Source organism: Lacticaseibacillus thailandensis DSM 22698 = JCM 13996, assembly GCF_001312865.1.
Lineage (GTDB): Bacteria > Bacillota > Bacilli > Lactobacillales > Lactobacillaceae > Lacticaseibacillus > Lacticaseibacillus thailandensis.
The window spans coordinates 150,021-171,998 of the sequence record NZ_BBER01000002.1 but is presented as its reverse complement, the minus strand read 5'-3'; the positions used below and the strand labels follow the sequence as shown (position 1 = coordinate 171,998).

At 55.0% G+C, this 21,978-nt stretch carries 13 protein-coding genes and 6 pseudogenes; 5 read left to right on the top strand and 14 right to left on the bottom strand.

Features of this window, described 5'->3' with window-relative positions; all coding sequences use genetic code 11:
* Positions 1-122: 122 nt before the first annotated feature.
* The 12 genes and pseudogenes from JCM13996_RS04370 to licT form a co-directional block, all read right to left on the bottom strand.
* On the bottom strand, positions 123-788 hold the full coding sequence (locus JCM13996_RS04370; protein WP_054749924.1) for a histidine phosphatase family protein: 666 nt from the start codon (positions 786-788) through the stop codon (positions 123-125).
* 252 nt (positions 789-1,040) lie between these two features.
* The gene (locus JCM13996_RS04365) at positions 1,041-2,000 is read right to left on the bottom strand and encodes an ABC transporter permease (RefSeq protein WP_054749922.1); all 960 of its coding nucleotides are present in this window, start codon (positions 1,998-2,000) and stop codon (positions 1,041-1,043) included.
* Positions 2,001-3,242: an ABC transporter permease gene (locus JCM13996_RS04360; protein WP_082383823.1), complete on the bottom strand. Its 1,242-nt coding sequence runs from the start codon at positions 3,240-3,242 to the stop codon at positions 2,001-2,003.
* Positions 3,232-4,772: pseudogene (locus JCM13996_RS04355) on the bottom strand (ABC transporter ATP-binding protein). Before JCM13996_RS04355 ends, JCM13996_RS04360 begins: the two are co-directional and overlap by 11 nt.
* A 431-nt stretch (positions 4,773-5,203) precedes the next feature.
* On the bottom strand, positions 5,204-6,250 hold the full coding sequence (locus JCM13996_RS04350) for a BMP family lipoprotein (RefSeq protein WP_054749920.1): 1,047 nt from the start codon (positions 6,248-6,250) through the stop codon (positions 5,204-5,206).
* A 399-nt stretch (positions 6,251-6,649) separates the two neighbouring features.
* Complete coding sequence (locus JCM13996_RS04345; RefSeq protein ID WP_156321860.1) at positions 6,650-7,837, bottom strand: ABC transporter permease family protein; 1,188 nt, start codon at positions 7,835-7,837, stop codon at positions 6,650-6,652.
* Positions 7,777-8,457 (bottom strand): FtsX-like permease family protein, encoded by a 681-nt coding sequence (locus JCM13996_RS04340; protein WP_054749916.1) that lies wholly within the window; start codon positions 8,455-8,457, stop codon positions 7,777-7,779. Before JCM13996_RS04340 ends, JCM13996_RS04345 begins: the two co-directional genes overlap by 61 nt.
* A gap of 12 nt (positions 8,458-8,469) precedes the next feature.
* Positions 8,470-9,227, bottom strand: a pseudogene (locus JCM13996_RS04335) (ABC transporter ATP-binding protein).
* 158 nt (positions 9,228-9,385) lie between these two features.
* Positions 9,386-11,047, bottom strand: coding sequence for an APC family permease (locus JCM13996_RS04330; protein WP_054749914.1), 1,662 nt, complete (start codon positions 11,045-11,047; stop codon positions 9,386-9,388).
* Positions 11,048-11,385: 338 nt separating this feature from the next.
* Positions 11,386-12,858, bottom strand: a complete 1,473-nt coding sequence (locus JCM13996_RS04325) for a glycoside hydrolase family 1 protein (protein ID WP_054749912.1) — start codon at positions 12,856-12,858, stop codon at positions 11,386-11,388.
* Positions 12,833-14,748: pseudogene (locus JCM13996_RS13150) on the bottom strand (beta-glucoside-specific PTS transporter subunit IIABC). Before JCM13996_RS13150 ends, JCM13996_RS04325 begins: the two are co-directional and overlap by 26 nt.
* 117 nt (positions 14,749-14,865) lie before the next feature.
* On the bottom strand, positions 14,866-15,720 hold the full coding sequence (gene licT, locus JCM13996_RS04315) for a BglG family transcription antiterminator LicT (RefSeq protein WP_054749910.1): 855 nt from the start codon (positions 15,718-15,720) through the stop codon (positions 14,866-14,868).
* 811 nt (positions 15,721-16,531) lie between these two features.
* On the opposite strand from licT, the pseudogene hflX reads away from it, so the two are divergent.
* Positions 16,532-17,816, top strand: a pseudogene (gene hflX / locus JCM13996_RS04310) (GTPase HflX).
* A 321-nt stretch (positions 17,817-18,137) separates the two neighbouring features.
* Positions 18,138-18,938, top strand: a complete 801-nt coding sequence (locus JCM13996_RS04305) for a hypothetical protein (RefSeq protein WP_054749909.1) — start codon at positions 18,138-18,140, stop codon at positions 18,936-18,938.
* Positions 18,939-19,063: 125 nt separating this feature from the next.
* On the opposite strand, the gene JCM13996_RS04300 is transcribed toward JCM13996_RS04305, so the two are convergent.
* Entirely contained in the window at positions 19,064-19,702 is a 639-nt protein-coding gene (locus JCM13996_RS04300) for a DUF1648 domain-containing protein (protein WP_054749907.1), read from the bottom strand.
* Positions 19,689-19,967 (bottom strand): autorepressor SdpR family transcription factor, encoded by a 279-nt coding sequence (locus JCM13996_RS04295; RefSeq protein WP_054749905.1) that lies wholly within the window; start codon positions 19,965-19,967, stop codon positions 19,689-19,691. The genes JCM13996_RS04300 and JCM13996_RS04295 overlap by 14 nt, the downstream gene beginning before the upstream one ends.
* 302 nt (positions 19,968-20,269) lie before the next feature.
* On the opposite strand from JCM13996_RS04295, the gene JCM13996_RS11610 reads away from it, so the two are divergent.
* The 3 genes and pseudogenes from JCM13996_RS11610 (at position 20,270) to pfkB (ending at position 21,957) form a co-directional block, all read left to right on the top strand.
* Complete coding sequence (locus tag JCM13996_RS11610) at positions 20,270-20,509, top strand: DeoR family transcriptional regulator (protein ID WP_225353460.1); 240 nt, start codon at positions 20,270-20,272, stop codon at positions 20,507-20,509.
* Positions 20,506-21,025, top strand: a pseudogene (locus JCM13996_RS11600) (DeoR/GlpR family DNA-binding transcription regulator). Before JCM13996_RS11610 ends, JCM13996_RS11600 begins: the two are co-directional and overlap by 4 nt.
* 18 nt (positions 21,026-21,043) lie before the next feature.
* A pseudogene (gene pfkB / locus JCM13996_RS04285) lies at positions 21,044-21,957 on the top strand (1-phosphofructokinase).
* Positions 21,958-21,978 lie beyond the last annotated feature (21 nt).

Below are 21,978 nucleotides of genomic sequence, written 5' to 3'. Positions count from 1 at the left end.
CTTAATCGTTATTAACCCAACCGCTTATATTGACATTCCCCCAGAATGATGTGGTCCCAGAAAATATTCGTACTGAAACAAAAAGGCCACGGCCGCAACCGTGGTCTCAGTCAATCAACGTGTTAAGCTTTTGGTACAAAATTATAGCTCAGAACCTTGATGCCTGCGTCGGTCAACTGGATCTTGGTAATACTGCCATTTTTCGGCCCCACGGACACGTCGTAACCGTCGTGCCGACCAAACTTGTCGACAATGCTGCGAATCGTGGTCCCGTGGCTGACCATCAGAACGTCGCCACCATCGGGATTATCTTCGCGTAATTCCTTAAAGCCATGCATCAACCGCGTCCAGTAAGTCCGGGCATCCTCGGCGTCGCCAAACGGATCGGCGGCTGCCATAAAGTCCTTGCTGGCGTCCATCCCGTGTTCCCTAATAATCTCGTGGAAGGTGCGCAAGCCACCATGAGGCATCCCAATCACGTACCAAGTACGGGCGGAATCATCACCCTCAAAGTAGCCGTAGCTTTGCTCCCGAAAGTTTTCCGTCAGGTGCAGGGAGGTGCCCGGATACAAGTTAGCGGTCAGGATGTGCTTGGCCGTGTTCCGTGCCCGCATGGTGTCACTGCAGTACGCCCGCTGGAAGTGCACTTCACGCAGGTAGCGGCCGGCACGATCGGCGTCGGCTTCGCCCTTAGCGGTCAGCGGTGAATCACACCAACCCTGCATCCGGTTGTACTTGTTCAGGTAAGTCTGACCGTGACGCACAAGGTAGACGGTTACTGGTTCCATAATGGACCTCCTTATGGTGTCTTATTTACCTTCATCATACCATTATCACTGTTGATTGGCGTACGGTTCTTAACGGGTTAACCCAGCATATGTGGTGATCGTAACTGGCTGTTTGGCGCCCCGGTTTGCAATCGTTAGGAAGTGACCTACAAAACCGCAGCATCACACAGCGCCAACATTCGGTCTCACGCAATCCACCAAAAAAAGCCCCCACACACGTGGAGGCTATTGTTAACTGTACAACTATAACTACTACTTTGCCTTAACGAAGGTCGACCCATCGGCTGCGGGTGCCGCCGACTTCCCGACGAAGGCAACTAGCACGATGATGGTGATCAGGTACGGCGCGATACTGAAGATGACGTCCGGCATCGACTTGATGAACGGAATGTACGCCCCGACAATCGACAGGCTCTGTGCAAAGCCGAAGAAGACGGCCGCGCCCATCGCGCCCACTGGGTGCCACTTACCGAAAACCATGGCAGCCAGGGCCATGAACCCTTGCCCCACAATGGTCGTCACCGAGAAGTTTAACGTGATGGATTCTGCCATGACGGCACCACCGATCCCGCCGAGGAACCCGGACAACATCACGCCCATGTAGCGGTACTTGTAGACCGAAATCCCCACGGAATCCGCAGCCTCGGGGTGCTCACCGACTGACCGCAGCCGGAGCCCAAAGCGCGTGTGGGTCAAAACCCATGCGCAGTAAATGGAAATGATGATACCTAGATAAGCCACCAAGGACGTCTTCGTGAAGAAGATTGGCCCAATCAACGGAATCTTGGATAGCACCGGAATGGTCATCGTTGACAGCGGGTGTTGCAGAATGGCCGTTTGCCCCCGGCCGTCGTACAACAACCGGGTCAGGTAGACCCCGAGTGCCGGTGCCATCAGGTTCAGCACCGTACCACTGATAATGTGGTCCGTCCGCCAGTTAATGGTAGCCACGGCATGGATCAGTGAAAACAGTACACCGACCACACCACCAGCCAGCAACCCGACCCACGGGGTCCAGTTGCCCAACTGGTGACCAAAGGTGAGGTTGAAGACGGACCCAGCAAAGGCGCCCATGACCATGATGCCTTCCAAACCCACGTTGACGATCCCGGAATGTTCCGAGAAGGCCCCACCAATCGCGGTGAAAATGAGTGGAGCGGAATAAACGAGCGTCGTTGAAACCAACGTCAATAAGATAACTTGTAAGTCCATTTATTTCGCCTCCCCATCATCATCATCGTGGTGGTCTGGTGCTTGCTCCACGGGCGGCTGCTTCTGCCCCCGTTGACGTGGCGGAATCGCATCCGCACGCGGTTGGTCCGGTGCTCCGTCACCCGGCCCGGAATCGACCCCGGCCGTGGCTACCGTTGTCGCCGCCACTTGAGCGGCATTTTTAGCTGCTTGCCGCCGCGCACTCGTGTTCAGCGCGTACCGGATAATGTACTGCGCCCCAACGAAGAAGATGACGGCCGCAATAACGATGTCGACAATTTCCGACGGCGTGTTGGACATGATAGAAATGTTCAACCCACCAATCTTTAACAGCCCAAACAGGACGGCGGCAAAGATGATCCCGATGGCTGAGCCACCTGCCAGCAGGGAGACTGACATCCCGTCGTACCCGATACTTGGCATTGCGTCATTCACAATAATGTTTTCGTAGTTACCCAGACCATCGACCGCACCGCCCAGGCCACAAAAGGCACCGGAAATCAGCATCGAGAGGATGATCGTCTTTTTGTCGGACATCCCGGCGTAACGGGCACCATCGGGGTTCATCCCGACGGCCCGAATTTCAAAGCCGAGCGTCGTCTTTTTCATCAGCCACCACAGGAAGATGGCCGCGATAATTGCAATAAACAGACCATAGTGGAAGGTCGAGTTTTGTGTTAGCCTTTCCAGAAATGGAGTCCGCAACCGTGCCGCCACGGGCACCGTCGGGGAGTAGTCGTTATCCCCTTTGGCCAGCACACCCTTCACGAACGCGTTGGTGCCGTACAACGCCACGTAGTTCAACATGATCGTCGTAATAACTTCACTAGTCCCGAAGAATGCCCGCAGGAAGCCGGCAATTCCGGACCAAACGGCCCCGCAAATGACACCAGCGATCAGGGCGCCAGGCAACATGATGATCCGCGGTAGGTTGGGGAACCAGAGGGCAAAGGCGACCCCACCGGCCCAGCCCAGGAGCGCCTGACCAGCAACACCAATGTTGAAGAACCCCGCCGAATTGGCAATCGCAAAGCCACACCCCGTCAAAATCAATGGGGTTGCGGTACGCAGTACTTCACCAATGGCGTTAGGCGTTCCCACGGCCCCGATGAACATATTACTGTAGTTTTGAATCGGGTTGAAACCCGACAGCAGCATGATGATTGCCCCCACCAACAGGCCCAGGAAGACCGCGATGATAGGAATCCAAATGCTACGAATCCACGTCTTACTAATCCGCATTGGTAGTGGCCTCCTTGTCCGTCTGGCCGGAGCCGGCCATCATCAAACCAATTTGTTGTTCCGTCAAGTTTTCTGCATCCTCCGTCGCCACTAGGTGCCCAGCATGAATAACCGCAATCCGGTCCGCAAGCTGACGAATTTCGTCCAGTTCGTACGAAATCAGCAGCACCGCGTGGCCTGAAGCCCGGGCGTTAAGAATCTGTTGGTGAATAAACTCAATGGCACCAACATCCAACCCCCGGGTCGGGTTCATCGCAATCATTAATTGTGGGTCCCGACTCATTTCCCGGGCAATAATCAGCTTTTGCTGGTTACCACCGGACATGGAGCCGGCCGAATTATGCATATCGGCGATACGGACGTCGAACTCTTTGTTCAAGCGTGCCGTCATTTCCGCGGCCGCTTTGGCATCCCGCACGCCATGATGCGCCAGTGGTGGCCGGTAATACTGCATCATACTCATGTTATCAATTTCGGACATCGGCATAATTAACCCAAACCGTTGCCGGTCTTCAGGAATGTGCCCCACACCCGCTTCAATCACTTGCCGCGGTTTGGAGTGTGTCGTGTCCTTGCCACCGATCAGCACCTTACCACCGGTCACGGGCATCAAGCCGGTCAGGGCTTTGACCAGTTCACTTTGGCCATTACCATCGACCCCTGCCAGCCCGACAATTTCGCCGGCGTGGACGGTCAGGTTAAAGTCACGGACGCGGTGCACCTTGTTATGGTCAACCACGTCGAGGTGCTCAATTTGCAGGATAGCCGGACCGTCATGATACGGGGCCTTATCCAACGCAAAGTTGATGGCACGTCCAACCATCATCGTGGCTAGATCTTCGGCAGATTCATCCGCGGTGCGCACCGTCCGGATGACGCGTCCTCGCCGCACGATGGTCGTGTAATCAGCCACCTGGCGGATTTCCTCCAGTTTGTGCGTGATCAGGATGACGGCTTTGCTTCATCTGCGAGCTTACGCATAATCTTCAACAACTCGGTAATTTCCTGCGGTGTTAACACGGCGGTGGGTTCGTCAAAAATCAGCACGTCCGCTTCACGAAACAGGATTTTGACAATTTCTACCCGCTGTTGCATCCCCACGGAAATGTCGCTGACCTTAGCGTCTAGGTCAAGTTCCAGATCATACTGATCAAGGATGGCCTGAATCTTTTTGCGTGCCTGTCGCTTGTCCAAGCGACCCGCACTAGTTGGCTCAGCGCCTAAGATAATGTTTTCCAGGACGGTGAAGGCCTCGACGAGCATGAAGTGCTGGTGCACCATGCCGACACCGAGGTCCGTCGCGTCTTTGGCGGAGTGTAGGTGCACGACCTGGCCCTTGATCTTGATCTCCCCGCTCGTTGGGCGGAGGATTCCCGACAGCATGTTCATCAGGGTCGACTTACCGGCCCCGTTTTCGCCGAGCAATGCGTGTACCTGGCCGTTGTAAAACGAAATGGAAATATCATCATTGGCCTTGAAAGTACCGAAAGCTTTGGTTAAATGCTTAATCTCAATAGCTGCTGTAGGCATATAGCTGTCCCCCAGCATGCGTGTTACTATCCACGCACACCAAAAATGAATTATTCCTCTGCATTATGTAGGCGGCGGTCAACCACAATGTATGCGCCTCCACTGGTGTCTATCATACTACCAGTTGTGGGTGTTGAGCGGTGACCACCAAAATACCTAACTAATATATTACCGTGTTTTTGTGCATGCGGATACGACAAATTGCAATTTTCCGTACGTTGAACGCTTTCACTTCCAATCGTTCGGGTTGTAAACGATGACATTGATAACGAACAGTGGCACTGGGTGGTGACTGTCATTACTAACACCAGCTCACAGTCAATACTAGACGTGTGTGTAAGCGATGGTCCCACGCACCCCAGCCAGCACAAAAACTGTATAGAAAAACCGGAGCCATTACGCTCCGGTTTGGTCAAACTGTCAATTCAGGATTACTTCAGTTCACTAGGCCGTTCAGCAACTTTGATCTTGCCGTTGATGACGTCAGTCCGGTACTTCTGAACGTCCTTCCAGACGGAGGCACTCATGTTGTCGCGGGCCAACTTAACACCATTGCCCTTCAGGCCGTAAGCAATCGTCTTGCCACCAGGGAACTTGCCCTTCTTGGCGTCAGTTGCGAGGTCCTTAACGGCAGTGTCCACACCCTTAACGGTGGAAGCCAAAGTCAGGTTGCCACCCTTGTACTTACCTTCAGCAGTCTGGTCACGGTCAACACCGATGACCCAAACCTTCTTGGACTTGATGGCGTTCTTGGCTGCGGAGAAGACCCCGGAACCAGTACCACCGGCAGCTTGGTAGATCACGTCTTCATTGTTGTTGTACATCGTCTGGGCTAACGTCTGCCCAACATCTGGCTTGCTGAAACTGTTGGCGTACTTCACGTCAACGGTAACCTTCTTGCCCTGGTCCTTGTTGACCTGCGCAACACCCTGACGGAAACCAGCTTCAAACCGGTCGATCACGGCACCGTGCACACCACCGATAAAGCCGACCTTGTTGGTCTTGGTGGTTTCAGCTGCGGCCACACCAGCTAGAAAGGCGGCTTCGTTGTCACGGAACGTCGCACTAGCGACGTTCTTTTCCTTAACAACGGAGTCAATAATGATGAAGTTGGTCTTCGGGTTCTTCTTGGCTGCCGCCTTGATGGTCTTGCTCAGCTTATAGCCACTACCAATAATGGTGGCGTACTTAGCCTGGATCATCTTGTTAACGTTGGGCGTAAAGTCGGCTTCGGAATCACTCTGGGCGTAGTTATAACCACCAACGCCCTTCTTCAAACCGTTAGCCTTGCCCCAAGCCTGCAAGCCTTCCCATTCAGACTGGTTGAAACTCTTATCGTCGATCCCACCACCATCAGTGACCAACGCTACCGAGTGCTTACTCGTCTTGCCTGAACTGGACGAATTCGAACCACACGCCGCTAAAACCAACGTTAATGCTGCAGCCGCCGCCACAGTCGCTACCTTAGTGAATTTCACTACAAGTCCTCCTCTGTTTTAAGGGTCCGTTCCCTGACTACCAAAAAGATACCACTGATATTCACGTAAAACAAGAACAATCGCCACACATTTTTCACAAATTGTTCGAACCCGCATTGGTATTGTTTTTACACGAAAAAAACGTGTGTGTCAGCAACCTGGTTGCAAACGCACACGTCAATTTGTCATGTTATTGGTTTGGTGACCGCCTGTCCGAACGACTATTAATAAGCGCCGTGACGCGGTCTATACCCGTTAAAATGAGAACTACACGTTCATTATCCTCTATTCCCAGTCAAATTGCACGCACAAATTGCGCCGAAAATCATAACCCACAAAAAAATGTGTACAACCCACAACCAATCGTGAGACATTGTTCGGAAATCCAGGAACGCGTATTTATGCACGTGGACGCACAATGCCATTGTACAGCAGCACGGTGAGTCCAAAGTACAGGGCGTACAAGACGGCAAAGATAACAAACGGAATCCAAATGCCCGTATACGGATTGAGCAATAGCGCCTTAAAGAGCTGGAGCCCGAACAATACGTGGGCTACTCCCAAGATGGCGGGCACCCCGAACAGCACCCCAATCTCGGTACGAATCGATCCGCGTAGCAACCGGGGCCGCACCCCCATCCGTGCCAACATGCGGTATCGCGCCCGGTCGGCGGCGGCACCCGACAGAATCTTGAACATCAACGTGCTGGCCAACATCGCGAGGAACGCCAGCCCCAGGAAAAAGCCCATAAAGGCAAAGCCGCTATTCATCCCGTTCATCATGCGGTAGACCAGGTACTTATCTGGCAACACCCGGGTCGCTAGTTGCGGGTAACGCCGCATCTCACGCCGATGAATTCGCTTCAGCACGGGTATGTTGGCACGCAGGTCGCGCACGCGGTAAGTGACGATGGTTTCGGGTTGCCCCGCCGTCCGCGCAAAATCCTGGGCGGACACAAATTGCAACTTGGTGGCGTCCGTAATATTAGCGGTCGTCAAGCTGAGAAAGGCATTTTGGTACGTGAGGTTGTCAGTGCGTGCCGGGTCGGCCCGGTAGCGTCGGTAGTTGACCACTTTGGTCTTGGACACGTCCGCCTTGACGTCCAAGACTGGCTGGGCGCTCACCTCCGCCGTTTGGAAGGACACGCGGTGCTTGGCGACCTTCACGTGGTAAGTCTGCTTGCTGGTCACGCCGGTCAGTTGGCGCGTCGCCCGTTTGGTAGCGGCGTCCGGGTTATGCACCACCACGTCATACGTGGTCAACGCGTTGGTCATCAAGGGCGTCTCCCGGTTGAAGTTCATCCCCACGGTAATGGCCCCCAACGCCAACGCAAAGAGGATGGACACAACTGCCAGAATCGCCGTGTAGGAGTGCAGCCGAAAACCAATCTGCGCCAGGGTAAAGCTGCGCAGGTTCTGCTGGGCAAAGTGGTGGTTACGCCGCAACGCGCCCACGATAGAAGTCACCACTGCCCCCACCAACAAGAAACTACCAAGTACGATTGTCACCAGGGCGATGGGAATACTCAGCAACTGTAAGTCGTTGATGGCCTGCATGGCCCAGTAACCCACACCCAAACTGACCAACCCAAACCGGCCAGGAGCAGGTCTCGCACCGGGTGCCGCCGAATCACAACGGGCTGAGCGTCCGCGTGCAATAGTTCCAGGACGGGCGTTTGCCGCATCTTGTGGGCGTTCACTAGTGCGGCCAGCAAGAAGAGTGCCGCGAAGAAGATGATGGTCGCCGCGACCGCCGGCCAGTATAGGCTGACCAGGTGCCGCGCTGGGGCGTCGAGCGTTTGTCGCAATAGCTGACTCACGCCGGCGGTCAGTCCCACCCCAATAGTGGTACCGACCACCGTCGCACCGAGGCCCAATACCAGCGTTTCGGTAAAAATCAGCCGACTGATCTTACGCGACTTTGCCCCTAGCATCATGAACAGAGCGTAATCCCGTTGCCGTAACGTGAGGAGAAAGGAATTAGCGTAGATAATGTAGACAAAGGTGATAATTGCCAGTAACACCGCGCCAAAGCCGAAAATCAGCGGCGTCGCCGACAGCGTGGAATTGGCCTTCTGGAACTCATCGTTGGTGGCCAGTGCATGAACATGTAAAAAAATGGCACTGCCAATAACCAGGCCGGAGAACAACACGAGGTAATCACGGAGCCGGCTCTTGATGCCCGCCAAGGCTAATTTGTTCAGCATCTAACCCACCCCCTAGTTCTGGAACGTGCCGAGCACATCCAGCAACTCGCGGTAAAATTCCTCACGGTTACAATCGCCCCGCTTAATCTCCTGACCAATCACGCCGTCTTTGATCAGCAGGATGCGCTGGGCGTAACTGGCGGAAAACGGGTCGTGCGTCACCAGTAGAATGGGGACCTGTTGCTCCGTGTTGAGCATCTTCATGGTTTCTAGCAACTCGCGGGCACTCTGCGAATCCAAAGCGCCGGTCGGCTCGTCACCAAAGAGGATGGCTGGTTTGTGCACTAGTGCCCGCGCGGCGGCGACACGCTGCTTTTGGCCACCACTGATGGCGCTCGGGTAGGAATCCAAAATGGGGGTGATACCAAGCGCTGGGCAATCTCGTCGACAGCCTCGGTGATGCGCCCGGACGGGACGTTCTGTAACGCCAGGGGCAACGCGATATTTTCACGGGCCGTTAACGTTTCGAGCAGGTTAAAGTCCTGGAAGATGAAACCAATCGTTTGCGCGCGGAAATCGGCCAACTGGTCACCCTTGAGCTGGGTCACGTCCGTCCCGTTAATGGTGACGGTGCCGCTTGTCGGCCGGTCCAGAGTGCTCAACAAGTTGAGCAACGTGGTTTTCCCAGACCCACTGGCGCCCATGATGCCGACAAACTCCCCGGGGGCCACGTCAAAGCTGATGCCCTTGAGCGCTTGATATTGTTTGGTCCCCTTCTTCCCGTATGTTTTCGTGAGGTCGCGTACGGACACGACGTTTTGCTCCACCATAATGTACCTCCCATTTGGTTACGTCCCAGTTAAACGCGACCACTACTGCTAGCCGCGGAATACTTATTATAGTAGCCGGGCGGCACCCCCGTTGCCATCGGGCGGAAGGCTGAAAAAAAGGACACGCCCATAACGCGGCGTGTCCCCCGAGCAATTAACTATTCTTGATAACTACTGATTTGCGTCCGGCTGTCACGGGTCATCCCCCAGATGATCACAAAGATGACCAGGTCCACGACCAGCATGATCAGCCACCGCCCGATGCCGAGCGTCACCGGTAGTAGTGACTCCAGCAACCCCCACGAGGTCAACCCCATGAGTGCCACCAACATGACTGCCGTCAGCACGTACCAAGTCCCGCGACCAAAGGCGATACCGCCCCGCGCGGCGGCCTGGCGTTTAGCGACCCATGGCATCACGAAGCCCAGGACGATCATCCCCAGGGTAACGCCAATGTTAAGTATCATCTCCATCGTCCACTTGCCGGTACCAAAAACGGCGTCAACCGGGAAGAAGCCCAACACGGCCAACAAGGCGGTAATACCGAACATCCACCAACCCATGGTCAGACCGGCCCAACGGTGCTTGAGGTACACGTACTCGCCACCATGGTACTGGTCGTCGTGCTTGCGGACCATGATATAGGCCCAGAACAGGAACAGGGTGCTGGCCGGACTGACGATTCCGTTCAGGTTCAGCAGCCAGTTAAAGATATCGTTGATCTGCGGCAACAGTCCCGCTAGCGCCATGATAATGCCACAGATGGCGGTCGTCAGCCAGTAACCGTTGATGGGCAGTCCATCGCTAGTCAACTTGGTCAGCTGTTTAGGCATGTACTGCTTGGCGACGTCACCAAGGAAGATGCGGGTGGACGCGTCCAGAATTACGGCCAGCTGCGCCAACATGTAGATCCCCTGCACCACGGCAAAGACATACATCAGCGTGTTACCCATGCCGTACTGCCGTCCAATAGCCTGAAAGGCGTAGTAAGATCCGTTCATTTTCAGGTCGTTGGGCAGGTGGTGGGCGTTAAAGTAGACGCCCAGGCTGAACGTTCCGAACAGCGTCAGGAACATGGTCATGATGGCGATCATCTTCAGCGCCTTGGGGAAGTCCCGGGACGGGTGCCGCATGTCCTTGGTGTACGGCGCCGCAATTTCGGAACCGTTCATGGCAAAAACGAACAGGCCAAAGGTGGCCAGGAACCGGAAGTCGAAGTGTTTCGGCAGGAACGCCTGCAGGTTAAACGGGTGCGTGGCAATCGGTTTGCCTGACGTCAACCCGGCAACGGTCATCACGACGAAGAGGACGGTCATCAGGAACATCGCCCCACCACCGATGGTACTGAGAATTTCGAGCGAGCGGTTCTTGAACAGGTGTTGAAACCAGATAAAGCCGACAAAGATGGCGGCGGTCAGGATGCCAAACCAAGCGTTACCCAGGTGACTTTGGATATTCCCGTTGCCGGTCATGATCCACCCGAGCGACACCACGACGGAGTTGGCCACGTCGACCACGTACGGCAAGCCGGTGATCCAGTAAAACCAGGCGGCAAAGTAGCCGACTTTGTCCCCGTTGACGGCGCGCATCCAGGATGTGATCCCGCCGCCACGGTCCTCGAACTGCGAACCCATGTGGGCGACAATCAGGTTATACGGAATGACGTAAAGCACCGTCATGACGATCCAGGTAAAGACGGCAACGAGCCCTTGGTTCTGGAAGTTGTAGATGATGTCGTCGAACCCAATGACGGTCACAAAGTCCATCAGGCCCACGATCACCCAGGGAATGTAACATTGTTGCGGTTGTTGATTATTCATAAGATTTTTTTGCCCTCAGCTTAGTGTTTACAGTAAACGACGCAACTGTTGTCCGGGTGACTTATTACTGAAACGGTTCATCGGCCGGTCCTCACTATGTATGCTTACTGAAACTCTGCGTTGGCAATACGCCTTGACCATGGTACCAGACTTCCCCCGGCACGCAAAGCCAGCAAAATGTGGGTGACCGGACCCAAATTTTCCGTTTTCCGCCCCGGTTTGCACGGGGGCATGGCTACAACCAATGGGTATCTACGTGGCTGATGCGCTTGTCCACCCAAATGCGGCCACCAAAAAGGCTTCCTGCCAGCTAAGCCGGCAGGAAGCCACATCATACATTAAGACGGAATGTCGCTGAGGTCAGCGCCATTCGACGCAATCACCTGTTTGTACCAGTAGAACGAATCCTTGCGAATCCGCTTCAACGTCCCGTGCCCCGCGTCGTCCTGGTCCACATAAATGAACCCGTAACGCTTGGACATCTCGGAGGTGGAGAAGCTGATCAGGTCGATTGGCCCCCACATCGTGTAGCCCATCAGCTGGACGCCATCGCTGACCGCTTCGCGCATCTGCTCAATGTGCTGCCGCAAGTAATCGATGCGGTAGCCGTCATGCACGTGCCCATCTTCGAGCTTGTCCACCGCACCTAGGCCATTTTCGACCACGAACAGTGGCTTACGGTAGCGATCCCACATTTCATCGAGCGTGATCCGCAGGCCAACCGGGTCGATCTGCCAACCCCAATCAGACTCCTTGAGGTATGGGTTCCGACCCCCCGTAGCCATGTTACCAGCTGCGTTGCCATCTTCATTGGCGGACGTCACGGTGGTCATGTAGTAGCTAAAACTAATGAAGTCCACCGGATTCTCCCGCAGCACCTGTGCATCGTGTTCACCAAACTCAATGTGCACGTGGTGTTCAGCAAAGTAGCGGTTCATGTACTCCGGGTACTCACCCCGAGCCTGCACGTCGGTGAAGAAGAGGTTGAGGTCATCCGCCTGCTGGGCTGCGACCACGTCGACCGGATTGGGCGTCTTGGGGTACGTCTGTTGCCGCGCCAGCATGCACCCAATTTGCGCATGCGGGTCAATCGTGTGCAACTGCTTGGTGGCAATGGCACTGGCCACGAATTGGTTGTGCACCGACTGGTAGCGAATCTGCATTTGTTGCTCCGGCGTCATCCCCGCGTCAATCGCCCCGGTTTCGTGGAAGCCCCACGTGGAGGTATTGATTTCGTTAAAGGTCAACCAGTACTTGACCCGCCCACGGTAACGTTTGAAGACAACTTCAGTAAAGCGGTTGAAGTCGGCGATGGTCTTACGACTCGCCCACCCGTTTTGCTTGATCGTTAACCCAATCGGCATCTCGTAGTGGGAGAGCGTGATCAACGGTTCAATGTTGTACTTGGCCAGTTCATCCAGCACGCGGTCGTAAAACTTGAGCCCAGCCTCGTTCGGAGTCGCTTCATCGCCGTTGGGAAAAATCCGGGACCAGGCAATGGAGAAACGGTACACCTTGAAGCCCATCTCGGCAAACAGCTTAATGTCTTCCTGGTAGTGGTGGTAAAAGTCGACCCCGCGCCGTTTCGGGTAGTGGGTGTCCGTTTGGTCCGCCAGCGCAACTTTGAGGCTCTCCTGGTCGACCGCATCCGCGGACGCCATGTCCTTGCGGTTGTCCGCCTTGCGCACCACGTCTGCGGTGGTCAGGCCCTTACCGTCAACGTTCCAGGCCCCTTCGACCTGGTTGGCGGCAGTGGCGCCACCCCACAAAAAGCCTTCAGGAAACTTAGTCGGATAATCCGGTTTGTACATTTGTCGAAACTCCTTCCTTGCTATCATCAGTTTTGGCGTCCGCCTTTAAGAACCATTGGTCATCCGTGGCCGTGGCGGTCGTCGTTTCGATCGCACCATATTCATTGGTGTTGGTGACCACGACCATCACGGTTGGATCGTAACCATCCTTTTGAATGGCCGCGTAATCAAATTTGACCAAAGTGTCGCCCTGGTGGACGTGCTGATTCTGCTTGACTAGCGTTTCAAAGTGCTTACCGTTCAGTTCAACGGTGTTGATACCAATGTGAATAAGTATCTCCACCCCACTATCACTGGTAATGCCAATCGCATGTCCAGTTGGGTACAGTGCGGTAATCGTCCCGTCAACCGGAGCTTTAACCACACCACTAGTTGGGACGATGGCCAACCCTTGGCCCATAGCTTGGGAAGAGAATACTTCGTCGTTCACGCTAGATAGTGGAATAATTGTCCCCTCAACGGGAGCCACGATGGCAGTGCTTGTGGTGCTGTCAGCGGCACTGGCTTTAGTCGTACCCGCCGTGTCGACATCACTCGTACGCTTAAAGCCGAACAGTAACGTGCTGACAAAGGCGGCGACGAACGCAACGGCCAGCCCCAGTACGGCACCGATAAAGCCTTTGCCCATGTAGGTAGGAATGGCAAGCACACTACCAAAAGCGTAAGAGTAACTGTGGGCCCCTAGCTGAGCGGCAATGGCCCCACCGATACCACCACTAATAATAGCGCAGTAGAATGGGCGCTTCAGGGCTAACGTTACCCCGTAAACGGTCGGTTCAGTAATCCCAAAGATGGAGACAGGAAGCCAGAGCCAGACAAGCTCTTCATCTTCGGATCATGAGTCCGGAAGAAGACCCCCAGAGCCGCACCAGCCTGAGCTAGCACTGCGGCTGCGGTGATGGGCAGAATTGGGTCAGCACCCAACTTGGATAAGTTGTTCATGATCACTGGTACGAAGGTCCAGTGCACACCGAAGATAACGAAGACCTGCCAGAAGGCGCCCAACAGTAACCCCGCAACGGCCGGCACGTACTTGTAAATAAACAGGATAATGGCCGCCAGAACGTTACCAATGACAGTCCCCAACGGCCCAACGACCATCATCGTCAGCGGCACCATAATGGCCAACGACAGTAGTGGCGTCAGGAACGTCTTTAGTGCACCCGGCAATATCCGGTTCAACACTGGTTCCAGGTAGGACATTGCCCATACGGCCAGTAGAATTGGGATCACGGTTGAAGTGTAACTCATTGGCACCACGGGAATACCAAAGAAGTGAATGGTGACACTCTTACTACCCAAAGCTACAATGCTGGGATAAGTTAGTACCGCCCCCAACGTGGCTGCCACGTACTGGTCCACGTGCAACTGCTTAGCCGCCGTGAAGGCCAGGAAGATCGGCAGGAAGTAGAAGACCACGTCGGATGCGGCGTACCAGAGTTTGTAAGCCCCACTATTTGCGGATAGCCAGCCAAACGTAGTGCAGAGTGCCAGAATACCTTTGAACACCCCGGCACCAGCCAAAGCGCCAAGGAACGGCGTGAAGACCCCGGCAATGAAGCCCATGAAGCGGCTGATGATGTTAACCTTTTTGCCGCTCTCAGTTTGTGCGGCCCCGTTATCAGCGTCCGCATCGGCGTCCAGCGGGCCCGTAATGTTGACGAGCGCGTCGTACACGTTACCCACGGAGTTACCAATGACGACCTGGAACTGGCCGGCACTCTTCACGACGGTGATCACGCCATCAACGTTCTTGACGGCATCCACGTCGGCCTTGCTTTCATCCTTTAAGTAGAACCGCAACCGGGTAGCGCAATGCCACCCCTTCTTGATGTTGTCACGACCACCGATGTGCTTCAACACACCCTGTGCTGTTGTTGCATAATCCATTAATATCACCCCAAAATATAAAATAAAAGGCCCAAGGATGCCCACCACGTCGCCGTGCTGACCAACACTTGAGTCTTGCCTAATTGAATAGTTACAATCTCTAGATTGATTATGAAATTATTGCTGATGACTGACCTCGTCCAGCACTCGCTGAACGTGAATCGTCAAATACATTTGTTCGTTCCGTGTGACCTGGCGTTGAGTTTGTTGCGCCACAAACACCACAATTTTCTGCACGCACGCGTAGGCCGTCGGGTACTGGCCCACGATATGCTGGAACAGCGCGCCATCCACGTCGTCATGCCCAGGATGCGCATCATTTGCGGTGACGCGTTGGGCAAAGAAGCGCAGGTGCACGAGGAAGCGCTGGTAGTTCAGGCCATCCTCGTCGAACGTGATCCGCAACTGGTACTTCACAATATCGAGGATACCGTTGATCAGGCGCATGACGCGTTCGCTCTGTTCCCCCAGCTTGTCGTTGAGGCTGTTTTCGACAAACTTCATTGCGATGAAGCCGGCTTCATCGTCCGGTAGTTGCACCTTAAAGTGACTAGCGATAAGGTCCACGGCTTGCTGGCCAAGCAAGTATTCGTGCCGGTAAATTCGTTTGATCTCCCACAGAACCTCGTTTTTGATGTCGATCCCGTGCTGGTGGCGGTAAACGGCAAAGTGGATATGGTCGGCGAGCGCAATCAACATGTTGTCGTTAAACTGCGTTTGCAGTTGCTGACTGCCCATGGTGATAATTTGGCCCGCAACTTCAAAATACTCGGGGTCGATATCGGCCACCAACGTTTTGAAGTTGCTCAGCCACTGTTCGGTAGTCGGCGCGTAGACTTGATCGACTTTGCTTTGGTCAACCGTATCACCGGGATGCTTTTGGAAACCAATACCACGTCCAAGGAGCACTTGTTCTCTAGAACCCGAAGTGGCTAAAACGACGTTGTTGTTAAAAATCTTTTTGATCTGCACGCGCCCCACCCCGTTTCTAGTGATTGTAGACGGAAAATAAAAAGCCGAACCCGCGCATACCCCATCACAAGCAAGTATGGCGATTCGGTTTTGCCCACTACCTGAAGCGGTTACAATCCTTGTCTACAAGAAACAGTGTAGGGGACCAAGCAAAAAAAATGCAAGGGGTTTCATTATATTCTTGATTATATAAATTGTTTTTCCATGAAAAGCTAGATGGATAAGGGCATCTCCCGGACGGTGTCCAAGCCCGGTACTACGGAAGTTTTCATTGTTGAAATGAGTTGCTAGAAATTCGACAAAAAAATATCGGCAACTAGTGTGAATATTTGCACATTAATAGCTAGGCCACGCTCGCCCACCTATGTAGTAGTGATTACTACTATCAAGCCGTAATTTGTTTGGCTGCGCCTTTCACCGTAACGGAAATCCGGGGCTGGTGGGGGACGAAGGCATCGTGGCCCGGAGCGTGGGGGTGGTAGCAATTTGTGGCGTAGGCCGCGTCAACCGCAGTCACCCCCCGCCAACGCCGGAACCAGCCCACCAACTACCGACCGCGCTAAACCGACAAATAACGGCGCTAATATGTTACAATAATGGCAACTTTGACGGAAAGAGGGTGCACTGACATGCGTATTAAAAGTGTTGTTTTGGCAGGTTAATGAAACAGAGCGCTGACTGATACGTGTGCCCGTAACCGAGCACCTGTAGGGCCCCAGCGGCCCTTTTTTTCATGCCTGTCGCCACCCATAATTGCGAGCCACCGCATTGTGGGGTACACCGCAAGCATTATTTGATCAAGGAGGATTTTATGCCCGAAACACAAACTAACGCTATCGTCGCCGGCATTACCCGGCGCCAACCCAACTTTGATTACACCATGACGGAACTGGCCAACCTGCTGCCGCCAACAACTACGTGGTGGTCGACTCCGTGCGGCAAAACGCCGACCAGGTCGTCGCCGCCACCTACTTTGGTAAGGGTAAAGCCGAGGAACTCGGCGAACTGGCCCGCCTCAAAGACGCGCAAACCGTCATCGTTAACGACGAACTGACCCCCAGTCAGTTGCGTAACCTGGAAAAGATTATCGGCGTGGATGTCGTGGACCGCACGCAACTGATTCTCGATATCTTTGGCACCCGTGCCCGTTCCAAGCAAGCTAAGACGCAGGTCGAAATCGCCCAACTCCGGTACGCCTTGCCCCGTCTACGGCAGCGCAACGCCAACTTTGACCAGCAAAGCGCCGGGACCGGGGCTGGCGGGGCCGGCCTTGCCAACCGTGGTAGTGGTGAAACCCAACTGGAACTGGACCGCCGGCGCCTGACCAAGCGCATCAGCCGCCTCAAGCAGGAGCTCGCTGACGAAGCCAAAGACGAAGAAACCCGTAGTGCCCAGCGTAACGAGAGCCACCTGCCACCGTTGCCCTGGTTGGTTACACTAACGCGGGTAAGTCCACGACCATGAACGGCCTGCTCAACCTCTTTGCCGAGCAGGGTGAGGCTAAAAACGTGGAAGAAAAGGACATGCTGTTCGCCACGCTCGACACCTCCGTCCGCAAAATCGAGTTGCCAAGTAACCGCGCCTTCCTGCTCAGCGACACCGTCGGCTTTGTCAGCAAGTTGCCCACGAAACTCGTCGATTCCTTTAAGGCCACGCTGGCTGAGGCCAAGAACGCCGACTTGCTGCTCCACGTGGTCGATTACGCCGACCCGCACTACCAGGACATGATGGCGGTCACCGAGGCTACCCTCGCCGACATCGGCATTCACGATGTGCCGACCATTATCATCGATAACAAAGCTGACCTCCGTCCCGACACCACCTACCCCGAAATGGTGGGTGATTCCGAGTTGATTTTCTCCGCCCGCGATCAGCGGTCGCTACAAAAGCTGGCTGAACTCATTGAAGCCAAGCTGTTTGCTCATGAAGAGACGCACACCTACCTGATTCCGTTTAGTGATGGTCAAGTGGTTAGTTACATTAACGACCACCTGAAGATCGACGCCACGGAGTACACCGACGCCGGCACCCGCATCACTGCGTCTGTCGATGCCACCCAGGCCGGACGCCTGGCACGCTACCTGGACGAGGACTAACCACCGTTGACGGCGACTAATCAACATGGTCGCAAGTAACCAGCAAAATTAGGTTAGGCGGTCCGCGTCATTACAGTTCTAACCAGTCATAGTTTGATGACACCCCACCACCACTCTGGTTACCCCCAGGCTGGTGGTTTTTGCGTGCAGTCAGAATCAACTGATCAGTGTGCTGCAGGTCGAGCATTTACACACCACTTGTGGCTAAATGGTGTCGCGTAAGGGCATTCATCCCCAATCATTACCCCACCAGCGCTCAGCTTTGATATAATAACAGCAACGTGTGCAATCTTTTTTTTGCACTTCTGGAGGCTAATCCGCATGGCAAGGACGTCAGCACAACTCATTGCGCAGTTAAAGCACCAATTGACCCGTACGCGCACTGTGCGCGCCACGATGCGGTCAGCGAACATCTGGGCTACGGTGCTCGATATTCTGTGGGTCACCGCGGCGTTGTTGGCGCTGCTCAGCCTTTTTGTCTACCTATCGGACCCCACACTACGGGTCCTGTACTGGTACCAACTCACCACCCCGGCGTTCTGGGCGGGCAACATCGTCCTGTTTTGGCCGTGGGCAGCACTACTGGGTCTGAGCGTACTGGAGCTAGTTCGGCTGGGCATCCGGACCTTCCGCTCGCACCGTGTGGCAGCAAATATTCAACAACACCCCGACACGGTGGTGCTTGCACAGATATTGCGGATCAACGGCCGCATCGCGATGACCTACTCCCAACCGAATGACGCGCTGCCCGTACCACAGGTGATTGCTAACCTATCCGACGCCGACCGGGTGTTGTGGAAGGACCTCACCGCCCAACGGTGTCACCACAGTGGCGCGTCGGGGCATCAGTTTACCGGGTATGATGATCAGGGTATCCGCCGCTTCCTGGCGGCTCGCACCACGTTGCGGGTCTACGAATTCATCAACACTACCAACACCATCCCCTACCTGTGGTCCACCAGCGATGGCGACGACGTGGCCGTGTATTACCAACCGCAAAGTGGTCCCGCACACCTGATCATGGCCCGCATCACCCCGAAAGGTTCAATTCAGCACAGTAGCCTGCGGTTATGGTTGCTCCTGACCTTTGCGGAAATTCGGAGTATCGGCGAAGACAGCTAAACGCAGCATGCATACAAAGGAGCGTACCCAGTTTCGTCTGGGTACGCTCCTTTTTGGTAGCGAGCAGCACTCCGCGGGTCGCAAGCACGCGTGAGGGTTGCTCCGCTCTATTTTTGAATTCACCATCAATTATCCTCGGTTGACACCCGGTAGCCCCACCAGGTGACGCCGAGTAGCGCCACAATGGCAACAACTAGGGCCACCACCGAACCCATAGGCGGCGTTAAAAGACTCGCCAGCAAAACCACCCCGCCACCGACCATGGTATACCCCAACCGCCGGGCCACCCGCGGCCAGGTGTGCGGATTAGCAGCGGCGGTGCGCATCCCGTTCAAAGTGGTGTTGGACCCTGCCGGCACGGTGGGCAAAAAGTTACCCATCCCCATAAACAGCAAGGCTACCACCAGGATGGCCACCCGACGGATATCGACAGTACGCCCGAGGTTGGCCTGGATGGTCGCAAAGTATAACACCACCATCATTAGCGGGATAATGGCATAACACATCCGTTCGAAGCGCGACACCGCCCCTTTGCGCTGGGCGCTTAGCCGTGAAGCCCCGACGACGATCAACTGCAGCACCGTCATCAGTACCGGAATACCATAAATGGCCACCGCTTTGGGTAGCCACCCGTTCGGCGTGTTGTTGACACCCCAGTGTGTCGCCATCCGGCTGGGTAGCTCAGTGTACTGCGACCAACCATACAGTACCGGTGCCCAGATCACCACAAAACTAAACGGAATGATTTTGCTAGCCCTTTTCATCGCGATGTCCTCCCATTGAGTAGATCCACGTCAGCACGTCCTCAAAAACACTGGCGTTAATATCATAGTAGATAAAATTTTTCTCCCGCCGTTCCGCCACGAGACCGGCCTGCTTCAACAGCTTGAGGTGGTATGAGACCGTCGCCTGGCTAAGGTCAAAGTGATCGGCAATCGCCCCGGCAGAATAGGATTGCTGCTTTAATAGCTCCAAAATTTTCCGCCGTACCGGATCGGCAATCGCCTTTAACGTTTCTGTCATCGCCACCCGGACTCGCCTCCTAACTATTTAGATATCTTTCTAAATAGATTATAAGTCCACGTGGGTGATAAATACAGCACTATTTAGAATTTTTTTCGATATGGCTGGGACGCTCGACCCGCCAAAAGTGCGCACGTTGCGGATCATTTGACCAAAATGCCGCGTCAATCACCCCGCAAATTAGCTAGGATTCGGCATAATGGTCAATTTTTTTTACGTCGTAAAGCCGATAATACCGGCATTTGACAATTGGTCCATCCAATTTTTGCATGTTTTTGCGCGTTTATGGTTGCTAATGACCGTTTAGCGTGTATAATAAATGTCGGAAGGTGATGAAAGTGCTTACAGACGAACGCAAACGCCACATCCTACACGTGCTTGATCGCGACGGCATGGCTTCGGTACAGAACCTGTGCACCGACATGAACACGTCGCCGTCGACCGTCCGCCGGGACCTGGCCGACCTCGAGAGCGAGGCTTACTCGAACGGATCCACGGTGGCGCCAAACGTCGCGGCGGGTTACGCGATGAACCCACCGTCCGCGTGAAGGCAAACCAAAACACCAACGCCAAGGCGCAAATCGCCCGGGCGGCGGTGACGGCAGTCAAAGCAGGCGACCTGATTTTCCTCGACGCCGGCACGACTACCGCGCACTTGGTGCCGTTGCTCCATGACGTACCGGACATTACCGTGGTCACCCCGGGGGTTGATAATGCTTCCCTCCTCGCCGACCACCAAGGCCGTTATCGGGGCGGAAGCGGCGCAACAGTTACAACGTTTCCGCTTCAACATCGCCTTTATCGGGGCCAACGGCATTCATCCCGACTACGGGGTGACCACGCCGGACCCGGAGGAAGCGGCCATCAAGCGCCTGGCCATCGACCACGCGGTGGACACGTTCATCCTGGCTGACCACAGTAAGTTCGACCAGGCCAGCTTTAGCCAAATCGTGGGGTTGCGCGCCAACACGATCATTACCACAGATATTGAGACCCTGAACAGTCCGTACAACGAATGCCGCAACATTGTGGATTCGCTACGCGCCACGACTGTCCGCCAGTAATAGAAAGAGGTACAGCAATTGATTTACTCAGTGACACTAAACCCGGCCATCGATTACGTCATCGGCCTGCCCCACCTCGAGTTGGGGGCCGTGAACCGGTTGGCCAGCGCCGTCAAGCTGCCGGGGGGCAAGGGCATTAACGTCTCCCGTATCCTGCAGGCGCTCGATATTCCGACCACCGCTTGGGGCTTCAATGGTGGCGCCACCGGCGAATACCTAACCAATAGCCTGCACCAGTTAGGGCTACACACCGACTTTGCCCCAGCCGCCGGCGACACGCGCATCAACGTGAAACTCAAAGCTGAAAGCGAAACCGAACTCAACGCCGCGGGCCCAACAATTACCGACGACAACGTGGCCGCCTTCAAAGCTAAGTTTGACGCCCTCCAGCCCGGCGACGTGGTCGTCATGGCGGGTAGCATTCCTCAAGCTTGGGTGACTCGTTCTACCGCGACCTGATCCCGCTAATTCACCAACACGGTGCCGACTTCGTGATCGACACTACGGGTCAGGCACTACTAGACACCCTGCCGGAGCACCCACTGGTCGTCAAACCGAACCACCACGAACTCGCCGCCCTCTTTGACGACGCCGAGTACACCGACCTGGACGAGGTGGTGGAACGTGGTCGCCGCCTGCTGGAAATGGGTGCCCAACACGTGTTGGTATCCATGGCCGGCGCCGGTGCGTTGATGATCACCAAGGATCATGCTTGGCACGGCACCGTACCGAAGGGTGAAGTTAAAAACTCCGTGGGTGCGGGCGACAGCATGTTGGCCGGCTTTACCGGCACCTTTGCCCAGACCCACGAAGCCTTAACCAGTTTCAAAACCGCGATCGCCTGCGGAAGCGCCACCGCGTTCTCCACGGACCTCGCCGATAAAGAAAAGATTGACGCTGTGCTGGCCACCGTCAGCATCGAAGCATTGTAGAACATACGGATTGGAGTAAAT